15 protein-coding genes are annotated in these 19059 nt (G+C 70.2%); 2 read left to right on the forward strand and 13 right to left on the reverse strand.

Features of this window, described 5'->3' with window-relative positions; genetic code table 11:
- Positions 1-58: 58 nt before the first annotated feature.
- The 4 genes from NS3_RS04345 to NS3_RS04360 form a co-directional block, all read right to left on the reverse strand.
- Entirely contained in the window at positions 59-1396 is a 1338-nt protein-coding gene (locus tag NS3_RS04345) for a M16 family metallopeptidase (RefSeq protein ID WP_067854536.1), read from the reverse strand.
- Positions 1397-1464: 68 nt separating this feature from the next.
- Positions 1465-3771, reverse strand: a complete 2307-nt coding sequence (locus tag NS3_RS04350) for a polyribonucleotide nucleotidyltransferase (RefSeq protein WP_067853888.1) — start codon at positions 3769-3771, stop codon at positions 1465-1467.
- A gap of 391 nt (positions 3772-4162) precedes the next feature.
- Positions 4163-4432, reverse strand: a complete 270-nt coding sequence (gene rpsO, locus NS3_RS04355) for a 30S ribosomal protein S15 (protein ID WP_067853890.1) — start codon at positions 4430-4432, stop codon at positions 4163-4165.
- A 145-nt stretch (positions 4433-4577) separates the two neighbouring features.
- Positions 4578-5537: a bifunctional riboflavin kinase/FAD synthetase gene (locus NS3_RS04360; protein ID WP_067853892.1), complete on the reverse strand. Its 960-nt coding sequence runs from the start codon at positions 5535-5537 to the stop codon at positions 4578-4580.
- Between the two features lie 132 nt (positions 5538-5669).
- Here NS3_RS04360 and NS3_RS04365 point away from each other — a divergent pair, with 132 nt between their 5' ends.
- Positions 5670-6458, forward strand: a complete 789-nt coding sequence (locus NS3_RS04365; protein WP_084495065.1) for a metal-dependent transcriptional regulator — start codon at positions 5670-5672, stop codon at positions 6456-6458.
- A gap of 29 nt (positions 6459-6487) precedes the next feature.
- On the opposite strand, the gene truB is transcribed toward NS3_RS04365, so the two are convergent.
- From truB to NS3_RS04390, 5 genes are all read right to left on the reverse strand, one after another.
- A complete protein-coding gene (gene truB / locus NS3_RS04370; protein ID WP_067853895.1) occupies positions 6488-7441 on the reverse strand; it encodes a tRNA pseudouridine(55) synthase TruB in 954 nt (317 codons plus the stop codon).
- Positions 7441-8118, reverse strand: coding sequence for a 4'-phosphopantetheinyl transferase Npt (gene npt / locus NS3_RS04375; protein WP_067853898.1), 678 nt, complete (start codon positions 8116-8118; stop codon positions 7441-7443). Before npt ends, truB begins: the two co-directional genes overlap by 1 nt.
- A 46-nt stretch (positions 8119-8164) precedes the next feature.
- Positions 8165-9121: a metallophosphoesterase family protein gene (locus NS3_RS04380; RefSeq protein WP_157101163.1), complete on the reverse strand. Its 957-nt coding sequence runs from the start codon at positions 9119-9121 to the stop codon at positions 8165-8167.
- Between the two features lie 195 nt (positions 9122-9316).
- Positions 9317-11683, reverse strand: a complete 2367-nt coding sequence (locus NS3_RS04385; RefSeq protein WP_067853903.1) for a SaeA-related protein — start codon at positions 11681-11683, stop codon at positions 9317-9319.
- Positions 11684-11688: 5 nt separating this feature from the next.
- Positions 11689-13371 carry an Hsp70 family protein gene (locus tag NS3_RS04390; protein ID WP_067853906.1) on the reverse strand — a complete coding sequence of 561 codons (1683 nt, stop codon included), beginning with the start codon at positions 13369-13371 and terminating at the stop codon, positions 11689-11691.
- A gap of 262 nt (positions 13372-13633) precedes the next feature.
- Here NS3_RS04390 and grpE point away from each other — a divergent pair, with 262 nt between their 5' ends.
- Positions 13634-14131: a nucleotide exchange factor GrpE gene (gene grpE, locus NS3_RS04395; protein ID WP_067854541.1), complete on the forward strand. Its 498-nt coding sequence runs from the start codon at positions 13634-13636 to the stop codon at positions 14129-14131.
- Between the two features lie 63 nt (positions 14132-14194).
- Here the strand turns inward: grpE and NS3_RS04400 are convergent, their stop codons facing one another.
- The 4 genes from NS3_RS04400 to NS3_RS04415 all read right to left on the reverse strand — a co-directional run bounded on the left by NS3_RS04400 (position 14195) and on the right by NS3_RS04415 (position 19051).
- Entirely contained in the window at positions 14195-15328 is a 1134-nt protein-coding gene (locus NS3_RS04400; protein ID WP_067853908.1) for a hypothetical protein, read from the reverse strand.
- Positions 15325-15912, reverse strand: a complete 588-nt coding sequence (locus NS3_RS04405; RefSeq protein ID WP_067853911.1) for a hypothetical protein — start codon at positions 15910-15912, stop codon at positions 15325-15327. Before NS3_RS04405 ends, NS3_RS04400 begins: the two co-directional genes overlap by 4 nt.
- An 8-nt stretch (positions 15913-15920) precedes the next feature.
- Positions 15921-17555 (reverse strand): VWA domain-containing protein, encoded by a 1635-nt coding sequence (locus tag NS3_RS04410; protein WP_067853914.1) that lies wholly within the window; start codon positions 17553-17555, stop codon positions 15921-15923.
- A 107-nt stretch (positions 17556-17662) separates the two neighbouring features.
- On the reverse strand, positions 17663-19051 hold the full coding sequence (locus NS3_RS04415; RefSeq protein ID WP_067853917.1) for an MATE family efflux transporter: 1389 nt from the start codon (positions 19049-19051) through the stop codon (positions 17663-17665).
- Between the last annotated feature and the right edge of the window lie 8 nt (positions 19052-19059).

Consider the following 19059-nt stretch of genomic DNA (forward strand, 5'->3'; position numbering starts at 1 on the left):
GGCCGCCACGGTATCGCGGCAGCGGGGAACGGCCCCCGGGTGGTATCGCCCCGCCCGCTCAGGCGACCAGGCGACGGACCGCGGCAGGCAGATCTCGGGTCCGCCGGTACGGTCCGGTGACCGAGGCAGCGAACGGCCGTGACAGCAATGTCGAGGCGATGGCGGCGACCTCCTCGGTGGTCACGGCATCGATGCGCGAGAGTGTCTCGGACACACTGCGGTGATTGCCGTAGCTGAGCTCACTGCGCCCGATCCGGTTCATCCGCGACCCGGAATCCTCCAGACCGAGCACGAGCCCGCCACGCAGCGAGCCCTTCGCGCGGGCGCATTCGGCATCGGTGACGCCGTGCTCGGCGATCTCCTCGAGCACCCCGCGCGCCAGCTCCGCGACCTGTCCGAGGTTTTCCGGCTGGCAGCCCAGGTACACCGAGAACGCGCCGGTGTCGGCGAAGGTGTCCACACTCGAATACACCGAGTAGGCCAGTCCGCGCTCCTCCCGGATGCTCTGGAACAGCCGCGAACTGAGTCCGCCGCCGACGACGGTGTTGAGCACCGACAGCGGCCAGCGCCGCTGGGCCTCGTGACGACCGAACGCGCGCACCCCGAACACCAGGTGCGCCTGCTCGCTGTCGCGGAAGCTGCGCCGCAGCTCCGGCACGGCCCGCCCGCGAAAGGTCCCCTCCCGCCGCGGCGCCGGCTCGGCCGACAGGTCGAGGCGATCAGCGAAGGCGCGGTGCACCAGTTCGACGGTGTGCTCGTGCTCGACATTGCCCGCCACCGCGACGACCATCCGGTCCGGGCGGTAGCGGCGCAGGTGGAACCCGCGCAGTTGGGCGGCGGTCATCGACTCGATGGACTCCACCGACCCGATCACCGGCCGCCCGATCGGATGATCGCCGAACAGCGCGGTCAGGAAGGCGTCGCCGACCAGATCCTCGGGATCGTCGTCGCGCATGGCGATCTCCTCGAGCACCACCTGCCGCTCCACGTCCACATCGACCGACCGGCACAGGCCGTTGAGCACCACGTCGGAGACCATGTCCACCGCGAGCGGCAGATCCTCGTCGAGCACGTGGGCGTAGTAACAGGTCTGTTCCTTGGCGGTGAAGGCGTTGAGCTCACCGCCGACCGCGTCCATCGCCTGCGCGATCTCCAGCGCCGAGCGCGTCGGCGTCGCCTTGAACAGCAGATGCTCGAGGAAGTGCGCCGCACCCGCGACGGTGCGGCCCTCGTCGCGCGAGCCCACGCCGACCCATACCCCGATGGATGCCGACCGCACGCCGGGTACGTGCTCGGTCACGACCCGCAGGCCGCCGGGCAGCACCGTCCGGCGTACGCCGGTGTCCACCGCCTCGCCGACCTCCCGTGGGAGTACCGGGCCCCCCTGCGCAAGCAGGGGGGCCGTCGTCTTCTTCGTGCTCACAGATTCGTCTTGCTCGGTTTCATCGTGCTCGAGGACAAGTGCTACTCGGTTCCGGCGTCGACGGCATCCGCGGCGGCGGGCTCCTCGGCGGCCTCTTCGACCGGGACCAGAGAGATCTTGCCGCGGTTGTCGATGTCGGCGATCTCCACGCGCAGCTTGTCGCCGACGTTCACCACGTCCTCGACCTTGGCCACACGCTTGCCCTGACCCAGCTTGGAGATGTGCACCAGACCGTCGCGGCCCGGCAGCAGCGAGACGAACGCGCCGAAGGCGGTGGTCTTGACGACCGTGCCCAGGAAGCGCTCGCCGACCTTCGGCAGCTGCGGGTTGGCGATGGCGTTGATCGCGTCGATCGCGGCCTGCGCCGACGGGCCGTCGGTCGCGCCGACGAACACGGTGCCGTCGTCCTCGATGGAGATGTTGGCGCCGGTGTCCTCGGTGATCTGGTTGATGACCTTGCCCTTGGGCCCGATCACCTCGCCGATCTTGTCGACCGGGATCTTGATCGCGGTGACGCGCGGCGCGTAGGGGCTCATCTCGTCCGGGGTGGCGATGGCCTCGGCCATCACGTCCAGGATGGTGGTGCGGGCGTCGTGCGCCTGGCTCAGCGCACCGGCGAGCACCTGCGAGGGGATGCCGTCGAGCTTGGTGTCCAGCTGCAGCGCGGTGACGAAGTCGCGGGTGCCCGCGACCTTGAAGTCCATGTCGCCGAAGGCATCCTCGGCGCCGAGGATGTCGGTCAGCGCGACGTAGCGGACCTCGGACTCACCCTTGTCGTTGGTGACGGTGTCCGACACCAGGCCCATGGCGATACCGGCGACCGGCGCCTTCAGCGGCACACCGGCGTTGAGCAGCGACAGGGTGGAGGCGCACACCGAACCCATCGAGGTGGAGCCGTTGGAGCCCAGCGCCTCGGAGACCTGACGGATGGCGTAGGGGAACTCCTCCTGGCTGGGCAGCACCGGGATCAGCGCCCGCTCGGCCAGCGCGCCGTGGCCGATCTCGCGACGCTTGGGCGAGCCGACGCGACCGGTCTCACCGGTGGAGAACGGCGGGAAGTTGTAGTGGTGCATGTAGCGCTTGCTGGTCTCCGGGCCGAGCGAGTCGACCTGCTGGGCCATCTTGACCATGTCCAGGGTGGTGACGCCCATGATCTGGGTCTCGCCACGCTCGAACAGCGCCGAACCGTGCGCACGCGGGATCACGGCCACCTCGGCCGAGAGCGCGCGGATGTCGGCCAGACCGCGGCCGTCGATGCGGAAGCCGTCGGTCAGAATGCGCTTGCGCACCAGCTTCTTGGTGACCGAGCGGAATGCCGCGCCCAGTTCCTTCTCACGGCCGGCGAACTTGTCGGCCAGCTCGTCGAGCACGGCGAGCTTGATCTCGTCGGTGCGCGCCTCGCGGGTCTGCTTGTCGGCGATGCTCAGCGCCTGGTCCAGGTCGGCCTTGGCCGCGGCCTCGACCGCCTCGAACACATCGGCCTCGTAGGGCGGGAACAGCGGGAACTCACCGGTCGGCTTGGCGGCCAGTTCGGCCAGGTCCGCCTGCGCGCGGCACAGCCGGGCGATGAACGGCTTGGCGGCCTCGAGGCCCTCGGCGACGACGGCCTCGGTGGGCGCCTGCGCGCCGCCCTCGATCAGCTCGATGACCTTGTCGGTGGCCTCGGCCTCGACCATCATGATCGCGACGTCACCGGACTCGACGACCCGGCCCGCGACGACCATGTCGAAGACCGCGCCCTCGAGCTGCTCGACGGTCGGGAACGCGACCCACTGGCCACCGCGCGCGGAGCCTGCGGAGTGCGCATTCTGGTCGGGGATCAGAGCGACGCGCACGCCGCCGACGGGGCCGGAGAACGGCAGACCGGCGATCTGGGTGGAGGCGGAGGCGGCGTTGATGGCCACCACGTCGTACAGATCGTTCGGATCCAGGCTCAGCACGGTGACCACGACCTGGATCTCGTTGCGCAGGCCGTCGACGAACGACGGGCGCAGCGGGCGGTCGATCAGGCGGCAGGTCAGGATCGCGTCGGTGGAGGGACGGCCCTCACGACGGAAGAACGAACCCGGGATGCGCCCCGCGGCGTACATCCGCTCCTCGACGTCCACCGTCAGCGGGAAGAAGTCGAACTGGTCCTTGGGCGAGCGGCCCGCGGTGGTGGCCGACAGCAGCATGTTCTCGTCGTCCAGGTAGGCCACGACCGAACCGGCGGCCTGACGGGCCAGGCGGCCGGTCTCGAAGCGCACGGTGCGGGTGCCGTAGCTGCCGTTGTCGATCAGCGCGACCGACTCGAAGACACCCGGCTCGACCTCGACGGCCGAAGACTTGCGTTCAGTTGTCTGCGTCATCTTTTCTTCTCTCAACCTCTCGTCTCGCCGGATCGTGGTGAGACGCCCCGAGACTTCTCGGGACGCCGGACGATCCGGCTGTCGTCAGCCGTATCCGGCACGGTCGCGCGGTGACCCTCGTGGCCACGACGCGCGCACCCGGCCAGTTCCCCCTTGGGAACGGCGACGCGGAGGCGGTCATCGATCGAAGCCCGCCGGGCGAAATCATCGAGGTCGTCGATATCCGCTCGAAAGGCCACTACCGAAGACCGACGCCACGCGACGGGTGCTTACGGCTGTGCACATGTTGTTACTGCCGGAAGGGCGTCTACCCATCCAACACGAATAGCCAACGGGGAAGAGTGTACGTCTCCCCGTTGGCTATCGACCTACCGGCTCGCACAGAGCAGGTTCAGCGGCGCAGACCCAAGCGCTCGATCAGGGCGCGGTAGCGCTCGATGTCGTTGTCGGCCAGGTACTTCGACAGCCGCTTGCGACGACCGATCAGCGCCATCAGACCGTGGCGGGTGTGGTGGTCGTGCTTGTGCTGCTTGAGGTGCTCGGTGATGTCGGCGATCCGCTTGGACAGCAGCGCGATCTGCGCCTCCGGGGAACCGGTGTCCTTCTCGTGCAGGCCGTACTCGGCCAGGATGGCCGACTTCTGTTCGGTGGTCAGCGCCATGGGGCATCCACTCCTGTTTCTCAGTTCCGCGCTCGAATGTCACCGGGGAATCCCGGGCGGGCAGCCACCGCAGACCGCAGCAGACCCGAGGAGCCACCTTACCGGAGCCGGTCCGCCGGTACCTCCGCGGCCCCCGGCGGGCTCGTCACTCGGAGAGGACGCGGCGCGCGTTGTCCACGTCGCGGCCCATCGCCTCGATCAACTGATCGAGTCCGTCGAACTTCTCCATACCGCGCAGGTGCTCGACGAAGTCGACAGCCACGTGCTGGCCGTACAGGTCGGCCTTGCCGTCGATGACGTAGGCCTCGACGGTGCGGGCGCGGCCGGAGAAGGTGGGGTTGGTGCCCACCGAGATGGCCGCCATCGCCCGTTCGCCCGGAGTGACGGTGCCGATGGTGGGGCCCGGCCCGAGCACGGTGAACCAGCCCGCGTAGACCCCGTCGGCGGGGATGGCCGCGAACATCGGCGGCGCGACATTGGCGGTGGGGTAGCCGAGTTCGCGACCACGTCCGTCGCCGCGCACCACCACGCCCTCGACGCGATGCGGGCGGCCCAGCGCCTCGGCGGCCGAACGCATGTCGCCTGCGTCGACACAGGCGCGGATATAGGTGGAGGAGAAGGTGACCGCGTGCTCACCGACCAGCTTGACCCCGTCGACCTCGAAGCCGAAGCGCTGCCCCAGCTCGTTCATGGTCGCCACGGTGCCGGCCGCCTTCTTGCCGAAGGTGAAGTTGTCACCCACCACCACCTCGGCGACGTGCAGCCGTTCGACCAGCAGATCGTGCACGTAGCGACCGGGAGTGAGCTTCATGAAGTCGGTGGTGAAGGGCATCACGCAGAACACATCGATGCCGAGTTCCTCGACCAACTCGGCGCGTCGGGTCAGCGTGGTCAGCTGGGCGGGATGGGAACCGGGTCGCACGACTTCCATCGGGTGCGGATCGAAGGTCATCAACACCGCCGGAACGCCGCGCGCGGCCGCCGATTTCACCGCTCTGCCGATCAGTTGCGCGTGGCCACGGTGCACCCCGTCGAAAACGCCGATCGTGAGCACGCAGCGGCCCCAGTCCGCGGGCACATCCTCGAGACTTCGCCATCTCTGCACACGCGAAGCCTACGCAAACCGGGCCGTGAACAATATTCCGGCCAGCCGATGTCACACGCCGGGTCACATGTCGCTTCCGGTGTCGTATACGGCCGGTGAACTCGCCACGGGGATGTGTGCAACGGCGGCAGAATGCCTAAGCTCGCAGATGTGCCCGGTAAACGAGATGTCGCCACCCGCCGCGAGCTGAACGACGCCTCCGTGAACGCTACGGTCGCGACGGACGCCACGGTCGAGGGTGTCACGACGGTCGCACCGGATCTGACCTCGGTCGCGCAGGATTACCTGAAGGTCATCTGGACCGCTCGGGAGTGGTCCCGGGAAGAGAAGGTCACCACCAAGCTGCTCGCCGAGCGCATCGGCGTCTCGGCGTCCACCGTCTCCGAGGCGGTGCGCAAGCTCGCCGATCAGGGCCTGGTGGAGCACGCCCGGTACGGCTCGATCACGCTGACCGAGCACGGCAGCCGGGCGGCGGTGGCGATGGTGCGCAGGCATCGGCTGCTCGAGACATTCCTGGTCAACGAGCTCGGCTACGGCTGGGACGAGGTGCACGACGAGGCCGAGGTGCTCGAGCACGCCGTCTCCGAGCTGCTGATGGCCCGTATCGATGCCAAGCTCGGCTACCCCGACCGCGATCCGCACGGCGACCCGATCCCCTCCGTCGACGGTGACGTGCCCACCCCGCCCGCGCGCCAGCTCAGCGAGTTCGCGGCGGGCCAGCACGGCAGGGTGGCCCGTATCTCCGATTTCGATCCGGACATGCTGCGCTACTTCGACTCGGTCGGCATCGCGCTGGACACCGTCATCGAGGTGGTCGAGCGCCGCGACTACGCCGGGACGATCGCGGTGCTGATCGGCGGCGCGGACACCGCGGTCGACCTCGGCAAGCCCGCGGCCGAGGCCATCTGGCTCACCAGCTGAGCGGTCACCCGCACCGCCTGAGCGGGCGGTCAGTCGACCAGGCCGCGCGGGCGCACCACGAAGACCGGTGCGGCGCGCTTGCCTTTCTCCTCGAGCAGCGCGATCGCGGTCCCGTCGGCGGTCAGTGCGGCGTACACGCCCTTCATCCCGATCGGGTCGAGCCATCGGCCGTCCCGCAGCGACTGCGCCTGGTCGTCGTCGATCGTCCGGTGCGCGAAGGCGATGCGTACGGCCTCGTCCATGTCCACGTTCAGGACGGGATCGTCGGCGAGGTCGCCGAGCGTGCGGGCGTGCTCCAGGGTGAACGGACCGACCCGGGTACGCCGCAGCGCGGTCAGGTGTCCGCCGACGCCCAGGGCCGCGCCGAGATCGCGGGCGAGCGCGCGCACGTAGGTGCCCGAGGAGCATTCGACCGTGACATCCAGGTCGACCGCGCCCTGACCGCCCGAGCCGCCCGCGTCCGCGTCGCCGGGGAGGTCACGGCGGGCGAGAATGTCGAAGCGCGACACCGTGACCGGCCGCGCCGCCAGCTTCACCTCTTCGCCTGCGCGGTGCCGGGCGTAGGCGCGTTCCCCGCCGACCTTGATGGCGCTCACCGTGGCGGGCACCTGCTGGATCTCGCCGGTCAACGCGGCCACTCCGGCCGCGATCTCGGCGTCGGTGAGATGAGTCGCCGGGGTCGTGCTCAGCACATCGCCTTCGGCGTCGTCGGTGGTGGTGGCGCTGCCCAGCCGGATGGTGGCGGTGTAGGACTTGGTGGTCAGGGTGAGCAGGCCGAGCAGCTTGGTGGCCCGCTCCACGCCGAGCACCAGCACGCCGGTGGCCATCGGATCGAGGGTGCCCGCGTGCCCGACCTTGCGGGTGCCGAGGATCTTGCGGCAGCGCGCGACCACGTCGTGGCTGGTCAGCCCGCCGTCCTTGTCGACGATGAGCAGTCCGCCGAGCACGTCGACGCGTCGGGCGGGAGCGTTCGCCGCCGCCATCAGTCGTGCACGATCGCGGTCAGGATCAGCCCGTCGGTGATCAGCCAGCGGCCCTCGAAGGAGGTCAGCGGGGTGCCGCCGTCGTTGACCTGCCCCGGCACCAGCAGTTCGGAGCGGAAAGTGCCCGCCCCCGAGATCGCCCCCGCCTCACCCGACTCCTCGACGGTGAAGCTTATGCGCGCGTCCTCGAAACCGAGCCAACGCGTCGTCAGCGGGAACCAGGCCTTGTAGGTCGCTTCCTTGGCGCAGAACAGCAGACGATCCAGATGGAGCCCGGAATCGGTGTCGCGCAGCCACTCGCGCTCCTGCGGCAGACTCACCGAATCGAGGACGCCGGGAGGCAGCGCGTCGTGCGGTTCGGCGTCGATACCGACCGACCGGAAGCGCAGCTTGTGCCCGAGCGCCGCGGCACGGTATCCGTCGCAGTGGGTGAGACTGCCGACGATCCCGCGCGGCCACACCGGCGCCCCCCGCTCGCCCCTGCCGATCGCCACCGGCTTCTCACCGAGCGCTTCCATGGCCTGACGAGCGCAGTGCCTGGCCCCGATGAAATCGCGACGGCGCTTCTCCACCGCATTGGCGATGAGGTGCTCTTCGGCCGGATGCGCGCGCAGGTCGTCGGGGAAGTCAAGCAACTCGGCGGCGGCGACCCCGCTGGGCAGAATGTTCTCGATCATCGTCGACGAGCCTAGTCCAGCGGATCACTCACCGGGCCGGCCCCACTCACACGCCCCGGCGCCGCTGGGCCTTGGCGCGCATCTCGGCCGCGGCGGCCTCCATCTCGGGTGTCAGCGTGAAATGCCCGCCCCATTTGTTCAACGCGCCCGGCGGGTATTCCGGGACGGGCAGGATCTGGCGCAGCAACCGGTCGGGCAGGCCGCGGCGCTGCCATTCCCTCGGATAGCCCAGCGAGACCTCTTCGAAGCGGACGCCGTCGTAGTAGGAGGTGCGCGGGATGTGCAGATGGCCGTATACCGAGCAGACCACGTTGTAGCGGGTATGCCAGTCGGCGGTTTTTACCGTGCCGCACCACAGCGCGAACTCGGGGTAGAACAGTACGTCCGTGGGTTCGCGCACCAGCGGGAAGTGGTTGATCAGCACCACCGGCGTGCCCTCGGGCAGTCCGTCTAGCCTGCGCTGGGTCACCTGCACACGGTCGTGGCACCAGGCGTCACGGGTGAGATACGGGTCGGGTGAGAGCAGGAACTCGTCGGTGGCCACCACATTGCGCGAGCGAGCGATGGCCAGGCCGTCGGCCTTGCTCGACGCGCCCTCGGGCAGGAACGAGTAGTCGTAGAGCAGGAACATCGGCACCAGCGTCACCGCGCCGCCGTACGCCTCGCTGCCCGCGCCGCGCCACACCGGGAACGGGTCCTCCGGCGTCACCACATCCAGGTCGCGGCAGATCGAGACCAGGTAGTCGTAGCGAGCCACCCCGTGCATCTGCACCGAATCCTTGGCCGTGGTCCACAACTCGTGGTTGCCCGGTACCCAGATCACCTTCGCGAACCGCTCCCGCAGCAGCCCCAGCGCCCAGCGGATCTCTTCGGTCTTCTCTCCCACGTCACCGGCCACGATCAGCCAGTCCTCGGGCGAATCGGGCCGGATCTGTTCCACGACCGGCCGATTGCCCTGGTGGCCGACGTGAATGTCGCTCACCGCCATCAACTTGGGTATCACCCGCTCCACCTTGTCACATCGACGGCGCCCGTTCCTCCGCCCCACCGCGCGCGGCGAACTCCGCGTCCGAGGCGGTGGTGTTCGCGGTGGCCGGGTGGATCTGTCCGACTCGGCCTCGCTACGTCGCCTCGCGCGGCGGTATCTCGCCCGGTCGGTCCGGTGAGCGCGCCGCCCAGGTTCCGGACGTCGCACTCGCTAGGCGGGGTGTGACCAGTGCATACGCGCGGACGGCGCGACACCGGGGGCGACCCGCAGCCGGCCGTCGGGCTCGCGCCTGCACGAGGCGACCCCGACGTGGCAGGGGCGGGGCAGGTCCGCCGGGACGGTGACGCCGCCGTCGATCTGATACCGCATGTTCGTGACCTTCCAGGCACGCGCGCCCGGTTCGTCGTGGGTCAGCGGCGGCCGGTCCGCGCGCACGACGACCATCACCTCGGTGACCCCGACGGGCCAGTCGAAGACGAGCAGCCCGCCGCTTTCGGCCAGGTGCGCGACGACCGGAATACCGCCGGGCATCGGATCGTCGGGGACCGGATCCGCTCGCGGTAGATCGCTCGTGGCAGGGGCCGCCGCGCCCTGCGCCGCCCACGCCGGGACGGGTGCGGTCGCCTCGCCGTGGTGCTCGGCCGCGGTGGACTCCCACGCGGAGTGTTTCGGCATCTGCGACGGAGCCGTGGTCGCCGCGGAGGCAGGCGCGACCTGGTCCGAGGACGACCGGCGCGGGAAGCGGGTGTCATCGATGCGGCCGGTGGACGCCGAGGGGGACGCGATGTCGGTGCGGGCGGTGGCTGGGCGGGGCGCGGCGTCGGAGCGAGCCGGCTCGGAGTAGCGGCCGCCGATCGCCGTGGCGACGGCGTAGACGGGGATGTCGTCGGCAGGGGCGCCACCGTCTTCGATCTCGGTACTGTTCGTGCGGCCGACGACGCGCCAGGAACCGTCCGGCCGCAGGCAGGTGACGCGGTAGTCGGCGCGTTCGGTGCTCGGCGCGGACCAGGTCACCAGGACCGACCCGTTGGGCAGCCGTCTGGTCGTCACGCCGGTCGGGGCGGGCACGGGGGTGTCGGCCAGCTGGCGGGTCGCCGACACGTGGTCGGCGCAGCGGGTCAGCGCCAGGGTCAGCAGGCGGGCGCGTTCGAGCGGAGAGGCAGCCGCCGCGGTGCCCACGAGCCGATCGGCCTCGGCGACAGCGGCTTTCGCCTCCGCGCCCAACGCTTCCAGGCCGACGTCGTAGCCGGTGGGCGGGGGCACGTCCAGGGCGGTATGACGCAGACGGTCGACCAGGTCGAGCACTTCGGCGTACCGATTGGCCGCACGGGCGGCCGTCGCGGCGCGCCACCAGCTCGCCGCCTCGGCCAGCACCCGCTCGACATCGTCGGCGACCGAGCGGATCTGGGTGGTGCCGTCGCGGTGGGTGTCGAGCATGCGCGCGTCGGCGATGTGGCGGGCCGCCTGTTGCGGACGGCCCGCGCGCAGGGCGGCGCGGGCGGCCTTCAGCGGCTCCATCCATTCGTGGCGAGCCGCCGGAGCCGGGCCGGTGACCGGCGTGGGCGCAGGGCCGGGCGGGGTGAGCGGCGGTGGCGTACCCGCGCGTACCCGTGCGCCGAGCTCGCGCGCCAGTTCCTCGAGAACCATGGCCGCACCGGACGGGTCGAGACCGGACTCGACGGCCTCCTCGAGCAGGAAATCGTAGTCCTCGCCGGCCAATTCGTCCTCGACGAGCACGGCCGCCCTGACCTTCGGCCGGAGCCGTTCGGCCACGTCGGACACCACCGAGACCACATACTCCTCGGCCACGTCCGCGCCGGGTTCCAGCAGATCTCCCACGTGCACGAGCAATTCGTCGAGCACCACCCGCATCCGCCCCGGCGGGAGCTCCCTGGCCCGCGCGCGCAAGGCGTCGGCACGCAACCGGATCTCCTCGGTGTGCCCGGCGCGGGTCGGGTCGAGGCCGATGAGCGCGAGCAGGGTCGGGGTAGGCGGCCCGTCGACGAGCTTGGCCCATTCCGCCAGCAGACGGCGGATCTGGGTGCGGCGTTGTTCGGTGAGCAGGGTCGGCGCCGGCTGAGCGGTGGTCGAGGCGTCCTCGACGACGCGATGCCTGCGCAACCGGCCCGCCACTTCGGCGGGAGCGAGCCCGCCCATCGCGCCGATCTCCTCCAGACCGGCGACCTTGCCCGCAGGCACGCCGCCGTGGCGCTCGACCAGCCGGGCGATGGCCGCGTCGAGCATCGCGAACCGCTCGGCGTCGCGCTCCTCGCGTTCGCGCCGGATGCGCAGTGCCTCGGCTCGGCGCGCGGAGACGTCCAGCAGCAGATACGACAGCCGTTCGTGGTTGTCCACGAGCAATCCGACGAGCACCCGGTACTTGGGATGGTCGCGTTGGCGTTGCCAGAACCCCCATACCTCGGTCACCCGGGCGGCCACCTCGGCGTCGGTGAGAGTCTCGGCCAGCTCGAGCGGGATGTCGTAGAGCTCGAAGGCATCGGAATGCTCGATGCCGCCGCGGCGCTCGACCGCGGCCAGCACCCGTTTGCGGTAGTCGTTCGGATCGAAGGGTTGCATGTCGGTCAGGTGTCGCGCCGCCGGGAGCGCTGCAACTGCTCGAGTTCCCTGGCGACATCCGCCTGCGACAACGTCGCGCCGGTCTGCGCCGACAGGATCAGCGGCATGTCGGCGTCCACGTGGTGCGCGGTGACGTGCAGGACGCCGTCGAAACCCATCTCGAAGGTCACCCGCACCTCACTGCCCGCCGGATAGCCGGGGGGAATGCCGCGAATCCTCCCCTCCACCAGCACTTTCGTGTCCTCCGGCCGGATCGACTCGGCCTGGCCCTGCTGCTCGACGATGGTGAGCTCGATCTGATCCTGGTCTGCGCGCACCGTGCCGAACGACCGGCGCACCCGCACCGGCAACGTCTGATTGCGATGCACGAGCCAGGCGGCTGCCAGGCCGTAGTGCGAATCCAGCGCCAGCACACCGAAACCGCGTGAGACGACGGTGTCGACCTGGATTTCGAGCATGCGCCGGACCACGCTCACCGGCTGGCCGAACGAGGCGGCCACCCGGGCCACGGCCTGTTCGAGATCGGGGGGCGCGGCCTCGGTGAGAGCGCCGCCGGCGCGCAGTCTGCCCCTGGTCACCAGATCGGCGAGAACGAGCCGTTCCATCTCCAGTTTCTCGCCGTAGAGCGCCGCGCCCCTGGCCACCGACAGATCCGGATCGCGCAGTTCGCCGTCGAGCCCGAACTCTTCGCGCAGCCCACGGGCCACCATCGGCATCCGCGAGGAGCCGCCCACCAGCAGCAGCCGGTCGACTCGGGCGACACCGCGTTCGGCGGCCTCGGCCAGGCAGTCGCGGGTGAGGTCGATGGTGCGGCGCAGGAGCGATGCGGTCATCGCCTCGACGTCGGCGCGAGTGAGGGTGATCACCGAGCGGGCGCCGTCGTGGGCGACGACGACCTCGGTGCTCTCGGCGTCGGTGAGGTCGTGCTTGGCACGTTCGGCGGCGAGTACCAGCATCTGGGAACCGGCCGAATCATCGAGCGGGTCCTCCGCATCGGGATGTTCCGCGCAGAAACGCTGTGACAGGTGCAGCGCGATGCGTTCGTCCCAGTCGGCGCCGCCGAGCTGGTGATCGCCCTCCACGGCGAGCACCGAGATGCGCCGGTCGGCGAGCTCGATGACGGTGGCATCGAAGGTGCCGCCGCCGAGGTCGTAGACGAGCACCGTCTCCCTGGCGCCGGACTTGCCGATGTCGATGCTGCCGTCGAGCTTGCCGAAACCGTAGGAGAAGGCCGCGGCGATCGGCTCGGAGAGCACGCCCGCGACATCGAAGCCGGCATAGGTGCCCGCCTGGATGGTCGCCTTGCGTTCCTCGTCGCCGAAATAGGCGGGCACGGTGATCACCACGCGCCGCACCGGCTCACCGCCGGAGAACTCCGCGTCGGCGGCCAGGCTCTTGAGGATCAGCGCCGAAACCGCGGGAGCGGACCACATCTGGCCGTGCGCGGTGAACCGCCAGTCCGCGTCGCCCATCCGACGCTTGACCAACGCGCACACGTGCTCGGGGTCCAGCCGGGCCTGGCGCCGGGCGCCCTCACCGACGAGGTGATCGAAGGCGGATGCGAACAGCACGACGGAGGGAACCGTCGGTTCCCCGTTCATGCCGATCAGTACTTCGGGCCGGCCGTCGGCGTCGATCCGCGCGATAGCCGAGTTCGTTGTGCCCAGGTCGATGCCGTAGACCCCCATGCACGGGGATGCTAGCAGCCTGGGGCGACAATGCCGTCCTCCCCGTCTGCCCTTCCTCCGCAGCGGTTCTCGCTACTGCGAACACCGCCGCTCCCGGCCCGCGCCGGACCGGGCTATCGTGCCTGTGACCGGCAACGCGCGCCGCGCCGCGCGAGAGCACTCGATGTCAGGGGAGATCGCCATCACCGAACAGCGTGACGCGCAGGCCATATCCGCCGGGGCCGCCGGATCCACACCGGCGTCACCGTCCGCTGCTGCACCGGTGGCTCGGGCCGGAGCCGAGAGCGCCGGAGCCGCACGGTCGCTGGCGACATTGACCGAACGCATCGACGATCTCACCCGGATCGTGGCCAGGCAGGCCGCCACGATCGAGCGGCTGGCCGACGAGGCCAAGGCCAGGGATCGCCGGTCTCGCGCGGGTGCGGACCTGCCGTTGGTGGTCGACCTGTTCGCGCTGTACGGCGACGCGGTCGCCTGCGCGCAGACCGCGGCCTCCGACGACGACCGCGCCGCGTTCACCGCGCTGGCCGTCCGGCTCGAACGGCTGCTGACCGGTCGTGGGGCAGCTCTGGTGAGGCCCGCGCCGGATTCGGTCTTCGATTCCCGGACGATGGAGGCAACCGACGTGGTCGACACCGACGACCCGGACGCCGACCGAACCGTGGCGACGCTGCTCGCCCCAGGGCTGCAGGCCGGAGACCGCTCCGTGCGTCCGGCGAGTGTGGTCGTGCGCCGTCACCGGCCCGCGCCCGAGCGCTAGTTTCGGCTCCTGCGCGCACCGCGACGGCGGCGCAAGGAACGAGTCGCGCTGCGCGGCGACAGCTCAGTCGCACCGGTTGTCGCGCAGACAGGCGAGCAGAAGTTGGGTGACATCGGCCCGCGGGGGCGTGGTGGCGCGCGGCTGGGCGGCCAGCGGAATCTGCGGGAAATCGGCGGCCTGCACCGCCCCGAGCCGGGTGGCGGAGCGGAAGCCGTAGCGCTTCCACGCGATGTCCTGGATTCTCGGATCCTGCAGCGCGGGGATGAGTTCCCGCGCGGGCTCGCTGAGGGTGAGCAGTGGATTGCTGTTGAACAGGGTCGGCTCCGGATACAGCATCCGCGCGTTCGCCACCAGCGCGTCGGTGGCGGAGGCATTGTCGTGATAGGCCACCAGTTGCTGCAGGATCTGACTCTCGTAGCCCGCGTACAGCGAGCTCGCCCCTTGGATGAGCCATTCCCGGAACCCGCCGTCGGAACCCGCCGACTGCAGTCCCTGCGCGTCGTAGAGGGCGCGCACGGTCGGCAGCCCGGACCTGGCCTCCTCGACGGTCGGGGGCTGGTACACGTCGCCGGAGGCGATCACCGTCAGTTCCAGTTGCAGCAGGGTGAACCCCGAATTCGACGATTCCGGATCGGTGCTGGTGATCCGGATGGGACCGGCAGGCTCGTCGGTGGCCAGCACGTCCCACTTCGCCCGGGCAAGCACGTAGTCCAGCAGCAGGCGCTGGAAATCCACCAGGTAGTAGGCATCGTCGCGCCGGGTGACCAGGCCGGCGCGGATCAACGCCTCGGTGGCGGCGGCACCCGCGTAGATGACCTCGGGGGTCTCGAGCACCGATTCGGCGCGATACCCCGGGAAGTCGTCGGTGTCGTGCGATTCCTCGAAGACGCTGCGGGCGCTCGCGGATGCGGGCCACAGACAGTCGATCGCCCGGGAACGCAATTGCTCGGTGGGGATCTGCACCATGTCGTAGGAGCCGCGTTCCTCGAAACGCACGGCGATGCCGTAGTCCTCGCGCAGCACCGCACGCACCTCGGAATCGGCCATGAACGCGGATTTCTCCGAGCCGCCCAGGCAGGTGAGTTCGCGCGCTCGCGGGGGTTCGCTCGTGGAGTCGCGGATCACCAGAACGCCGACCACCAGGGCGACGACGGCGACCACGATCGCGAAGAAGACAGGCCTGCGGGATCTGTTCACGTGTCCTCACTCGGGGGGAGCCGCGGCGGATTCATGAGTTCCAGGTGCGCCAGATCCCGGAAGAAGGGTGCCAGATCGGCCTCGCCGATCTGGTCGGCGCTGTGCGCGGCGAAGTGCTCGAAACCGGCCAGGGTGAGGCGCCCACGGGCCAGCAGCGCCTCGGCGTCACGGTAGGTCGAGGCGTTGTCCTGGATCTCGACATACCGGCGCAGCGCCGACTCCACGCTCGCCAGGTAATCGAGCAGCTTGCCCGCGATCACGGGCAGTCCGGCGGGGTCCACCGCCTCGGTGCGCGCGAGCAGGTGCGGCACGACGCCGCAGGCCGACAGCAGCGAGGCGCGGGTATCTGCGTCCCATACCTGCACCGCCAGCCCTTCGACCCGGCGGTTGGTCGCCGCCACCTGCCGGATCTGCTCGGTGCGCCGCCTGATCGCGCCCACCGACTGTCCGGCGAGTCCGGCGAGCACGGCGGCGCCGAATGCGGTCGCCGCCGCGCCCGCCGCCGAACCGAGCAGTGCGTACAGACCGAGGAAGAGGGGGACGAACACCGCCAGCGCCGCGAACACCGCGAGATTGCTCGGCATCGGCGCCCCTACCGGTATCCGGTGGCCTGACGCAACGCCGCGACCAGATCGTCGGTGGTGAGATACGACCCGCCGGTGCGTTCGGCGATCCGCCGGAGGGTGCCCTCGCGCACCTCCGAACCGAATCCCACTGCCACCACCGGTATCCCGGCGGCGGCGATGTCGTCGAGGCCGCCGCCCACGGTGTCCTCACCGTCGGTCATGAGGATCACCAGCTTCTTGCGTACCGGTTCCTCGGCGCCGACGAGGCCGGGGGCTGCCAGGAGGTTCGCCGCGGTGTCCAGGCAACGGTAGATGCCGGTCTCGCCGCTCGGTCTCCGGTCGCGAACGGCGGTTCGCACCGCGGCCAGCGCCTGCTCTCCGTCACCGTCCGCCCACAGCGGGCCGGTCGACTGTTGATCGAACATCAGCACCGCGGTCCGGTCCCGCGGACCGGGCCGCAGCAGATATTGCTCCGACCGCACCGGATCGAAGAGCAGATCGGCGGCCCGCTGTACCCCGGCCCAGCCGCCGTTGCCCGCCATGCTCCCCGAGGAATCGATGCAGTACACCAAGTCGGTCGGGGTGCGGTAGACGGTCCGGTAGTTCTCCAGAGCCGCATCGATGACCTCGGCGACCGGGAAGGTGACGGGCTGTCCGGACAGGGTCGGACGCACTCCCCACGACGTGTCGAACACCTCCGGCGGGGCGTCGGGCAACGACAGACCGATGCTGGTGACCGGCCTGCGGCCGAGGGCGGTCAGGCGCTGCTGGGTTTCGGCCGAGAGCAGGAAATCCTGCAGCTTGCCGAAGTTGGCCGCCTTCTCCGGGCGATCGTCGTGCGGCAGGAAGCCCAACGGCGCGTCCGAGATCGCCAGCACACCACGGGGATAGACGACGTGCCACGGTTCCTCGCCCGCCGCCACCAGTTCCCGATTGCGCTCGATCACCAAGTCCTCGTAGGTGAACATGGTCTGGCAGTGCTGTGGCGTGGCCAGGCATTCGTCCATCAGCAGACCGGTGGACGGTGGCGTTCTGGCGAACGCCCGGGCGAACCGGGTGATTCCGGCGCGCACGGGTTCCGACTCGAGCTGGGCCCGGGTCAACGGCTCGCCGGGACCGTTGCCCGCGAAGTAGTTCAGGAAGCCCAGCAGTACGGTGGCACCGGAGTTGGACTGGGTGGGATTGGTCATCCACGCCGTCGTCCGCTGCGCTTCGACCGCCGCGAGGATCTCCTCGATCCCGACCTCTCGATCGAGAAAACCCAAGGCGTCGAGCTCGGCACGCCTGCCGGCGAACACCAACGGGGTACTGAACATAGGCCGCACCTGCTGTAGGCGATGCCCGGTATCGCCCAGTTGCTGGAACACGCTGCTGGCGAACCAGAACGCGTCGTAGGGGGCCTCCCCCGCCTCCAGCAACCGGGCCTGATCGACCGAGCCCAGCGCCGTCATCGTGCAGGTCAATCCCTGATCCCGGCACCACGGCCGCACGATCTCCTCGAACACGACCGTGTGCTCGGAGCCCGCGACGATATTCAGAACCGTGGGATCCTCGTCGTATTCGCCGATCGGGCCGGACTTCGAGTCCTCGCCGCAACCGGACAGCAGGCCACCCAGCACAGCCGACACCGCGATCAACACCACCGTGAGGCGATACCGCATCCGCCACCTCCCCCTCGTTGATGCGAGGGTAGGCGAGCCGATCGAGGACGACGGTGAACAAGCGGTGACGAACAGAGGAATCTCTCGGCGACGCCTACCCGCCGCGCTCAGCCGTGGGCGCGGGCGGGTGCGGGCACGTCCGCGCCCACCCGCGCCCAGCGTCCGGAGAGGGTGCGGCCGCCGACCGCGGCCAAACGCAACACCATGAAAATGCCCAAGCCCGACCAGATTCCGGCGATTCCCCAATCGAACGCCAGCGACAGCCAGATGACCGGCAGGAACCCCGCCACCGCGGCCGCGAGTGTGGCGGTCCGCAGGAAGGCCGCGTCACCCGCGCCGAGCAGCACCCCGTCGAGCGCGAACACGACACCGGCGATCGGAATGAGGGCGACGAAGAACCACCAGGCCACGCCGGCGCGATCGAGGACCTCGGCATCGGTGGTGAACAACGTGGGGATCACCGCGTAGCCGGCCGCGAACACCGCGGCCAGCACCAGCGCGAACACCTCCGACCATCGGGTGACCCGACCCGCCAGCCGTTTCGCCCCGGCCGCGTCGCCGCCGCCGAGCGCGGCGCCGACGAGAGTCTGCGCGGCGATGGCCAGCGCGTCCAGGGCGAGGGCGAGGAAGCTCCACAGTTGCAGCACCAGCTGATGCGCCGCCACCGAGGCGGCGCCGAACCGGGCCGCCACCGCGGCCGCTGAGACGAAACAGGCCTGGAAGGACAAGCTGCGCAAGATCAGATCCCGCCCGAGCACCAACTGCGCACCCATCACCGACCAGTGCGGCGTCAGCGGCGTCCGTTCCCGCACCAGCGCGGCCACGAACAGCCCGGCGGTCACCACCTGCCCCGCGACATTGGCCACCGCCGAACCCACCAGTTCCATGCGCGGCGCGCCGAGCAGCCCGTGCACCAGCACCGGGCACAGCACCGCCGAGAGCGCCAGACCCGCCACCACGAAGACCAGCGGACGGCGCGTCTGCTGCACACCCCGCATCCAACCGTTGCCCGCCATGGCGATCAAGATCAGCGGCACCCCGCACAACGCGATCCGCAACCAGGGCAATGCCTCGGCCGCCACCTCTCCGCCGCCGGCGATCACATCGGTCACCGGCCGGGCCGCCGCCTGCATCACAGCCAGGATCAGCAGGCCCGCCGCGATCGCCAGCCAGGTCGCTTGGACGCCCTCGGCCACCGCACCGTTCCGGTCGCCCGCCCCGTGCCTGCGCGCCGAGCGCGCGGTGGTGCCGTAGGACAGGAACGTCAGCTGGGTGCTCACCTGCGCGAGTACCAATCCGCCGACAGCGAGGCCCGCCAGCGCGAGAGCGCCGAGCCTGCCGACCACTGCCAGATCGAACAGCAGATAGAGCGGCTCGGCCACGAGCACGCCCAGGGTCGGCACGGCCAGGCCGAGAATCCGGCGTGGACCCGCGTCCGCGGGGTCGGTGGCCGCGCCGGACGGCTCCGGCGGGGAGTCGGACTGCTCGGACGTCATGATCGAAT

The organism is Nocardia shimofusensis NBRC 100134, from assembly GCF_001613125.1.
GTDB classification, from domain to species: domain Bacteria; phylum Actinomycetota; class Actinomycetes; order Mycobacteriales; family Mycobacteriaceae; genus Nocardia; species Nocardia shimofusensis.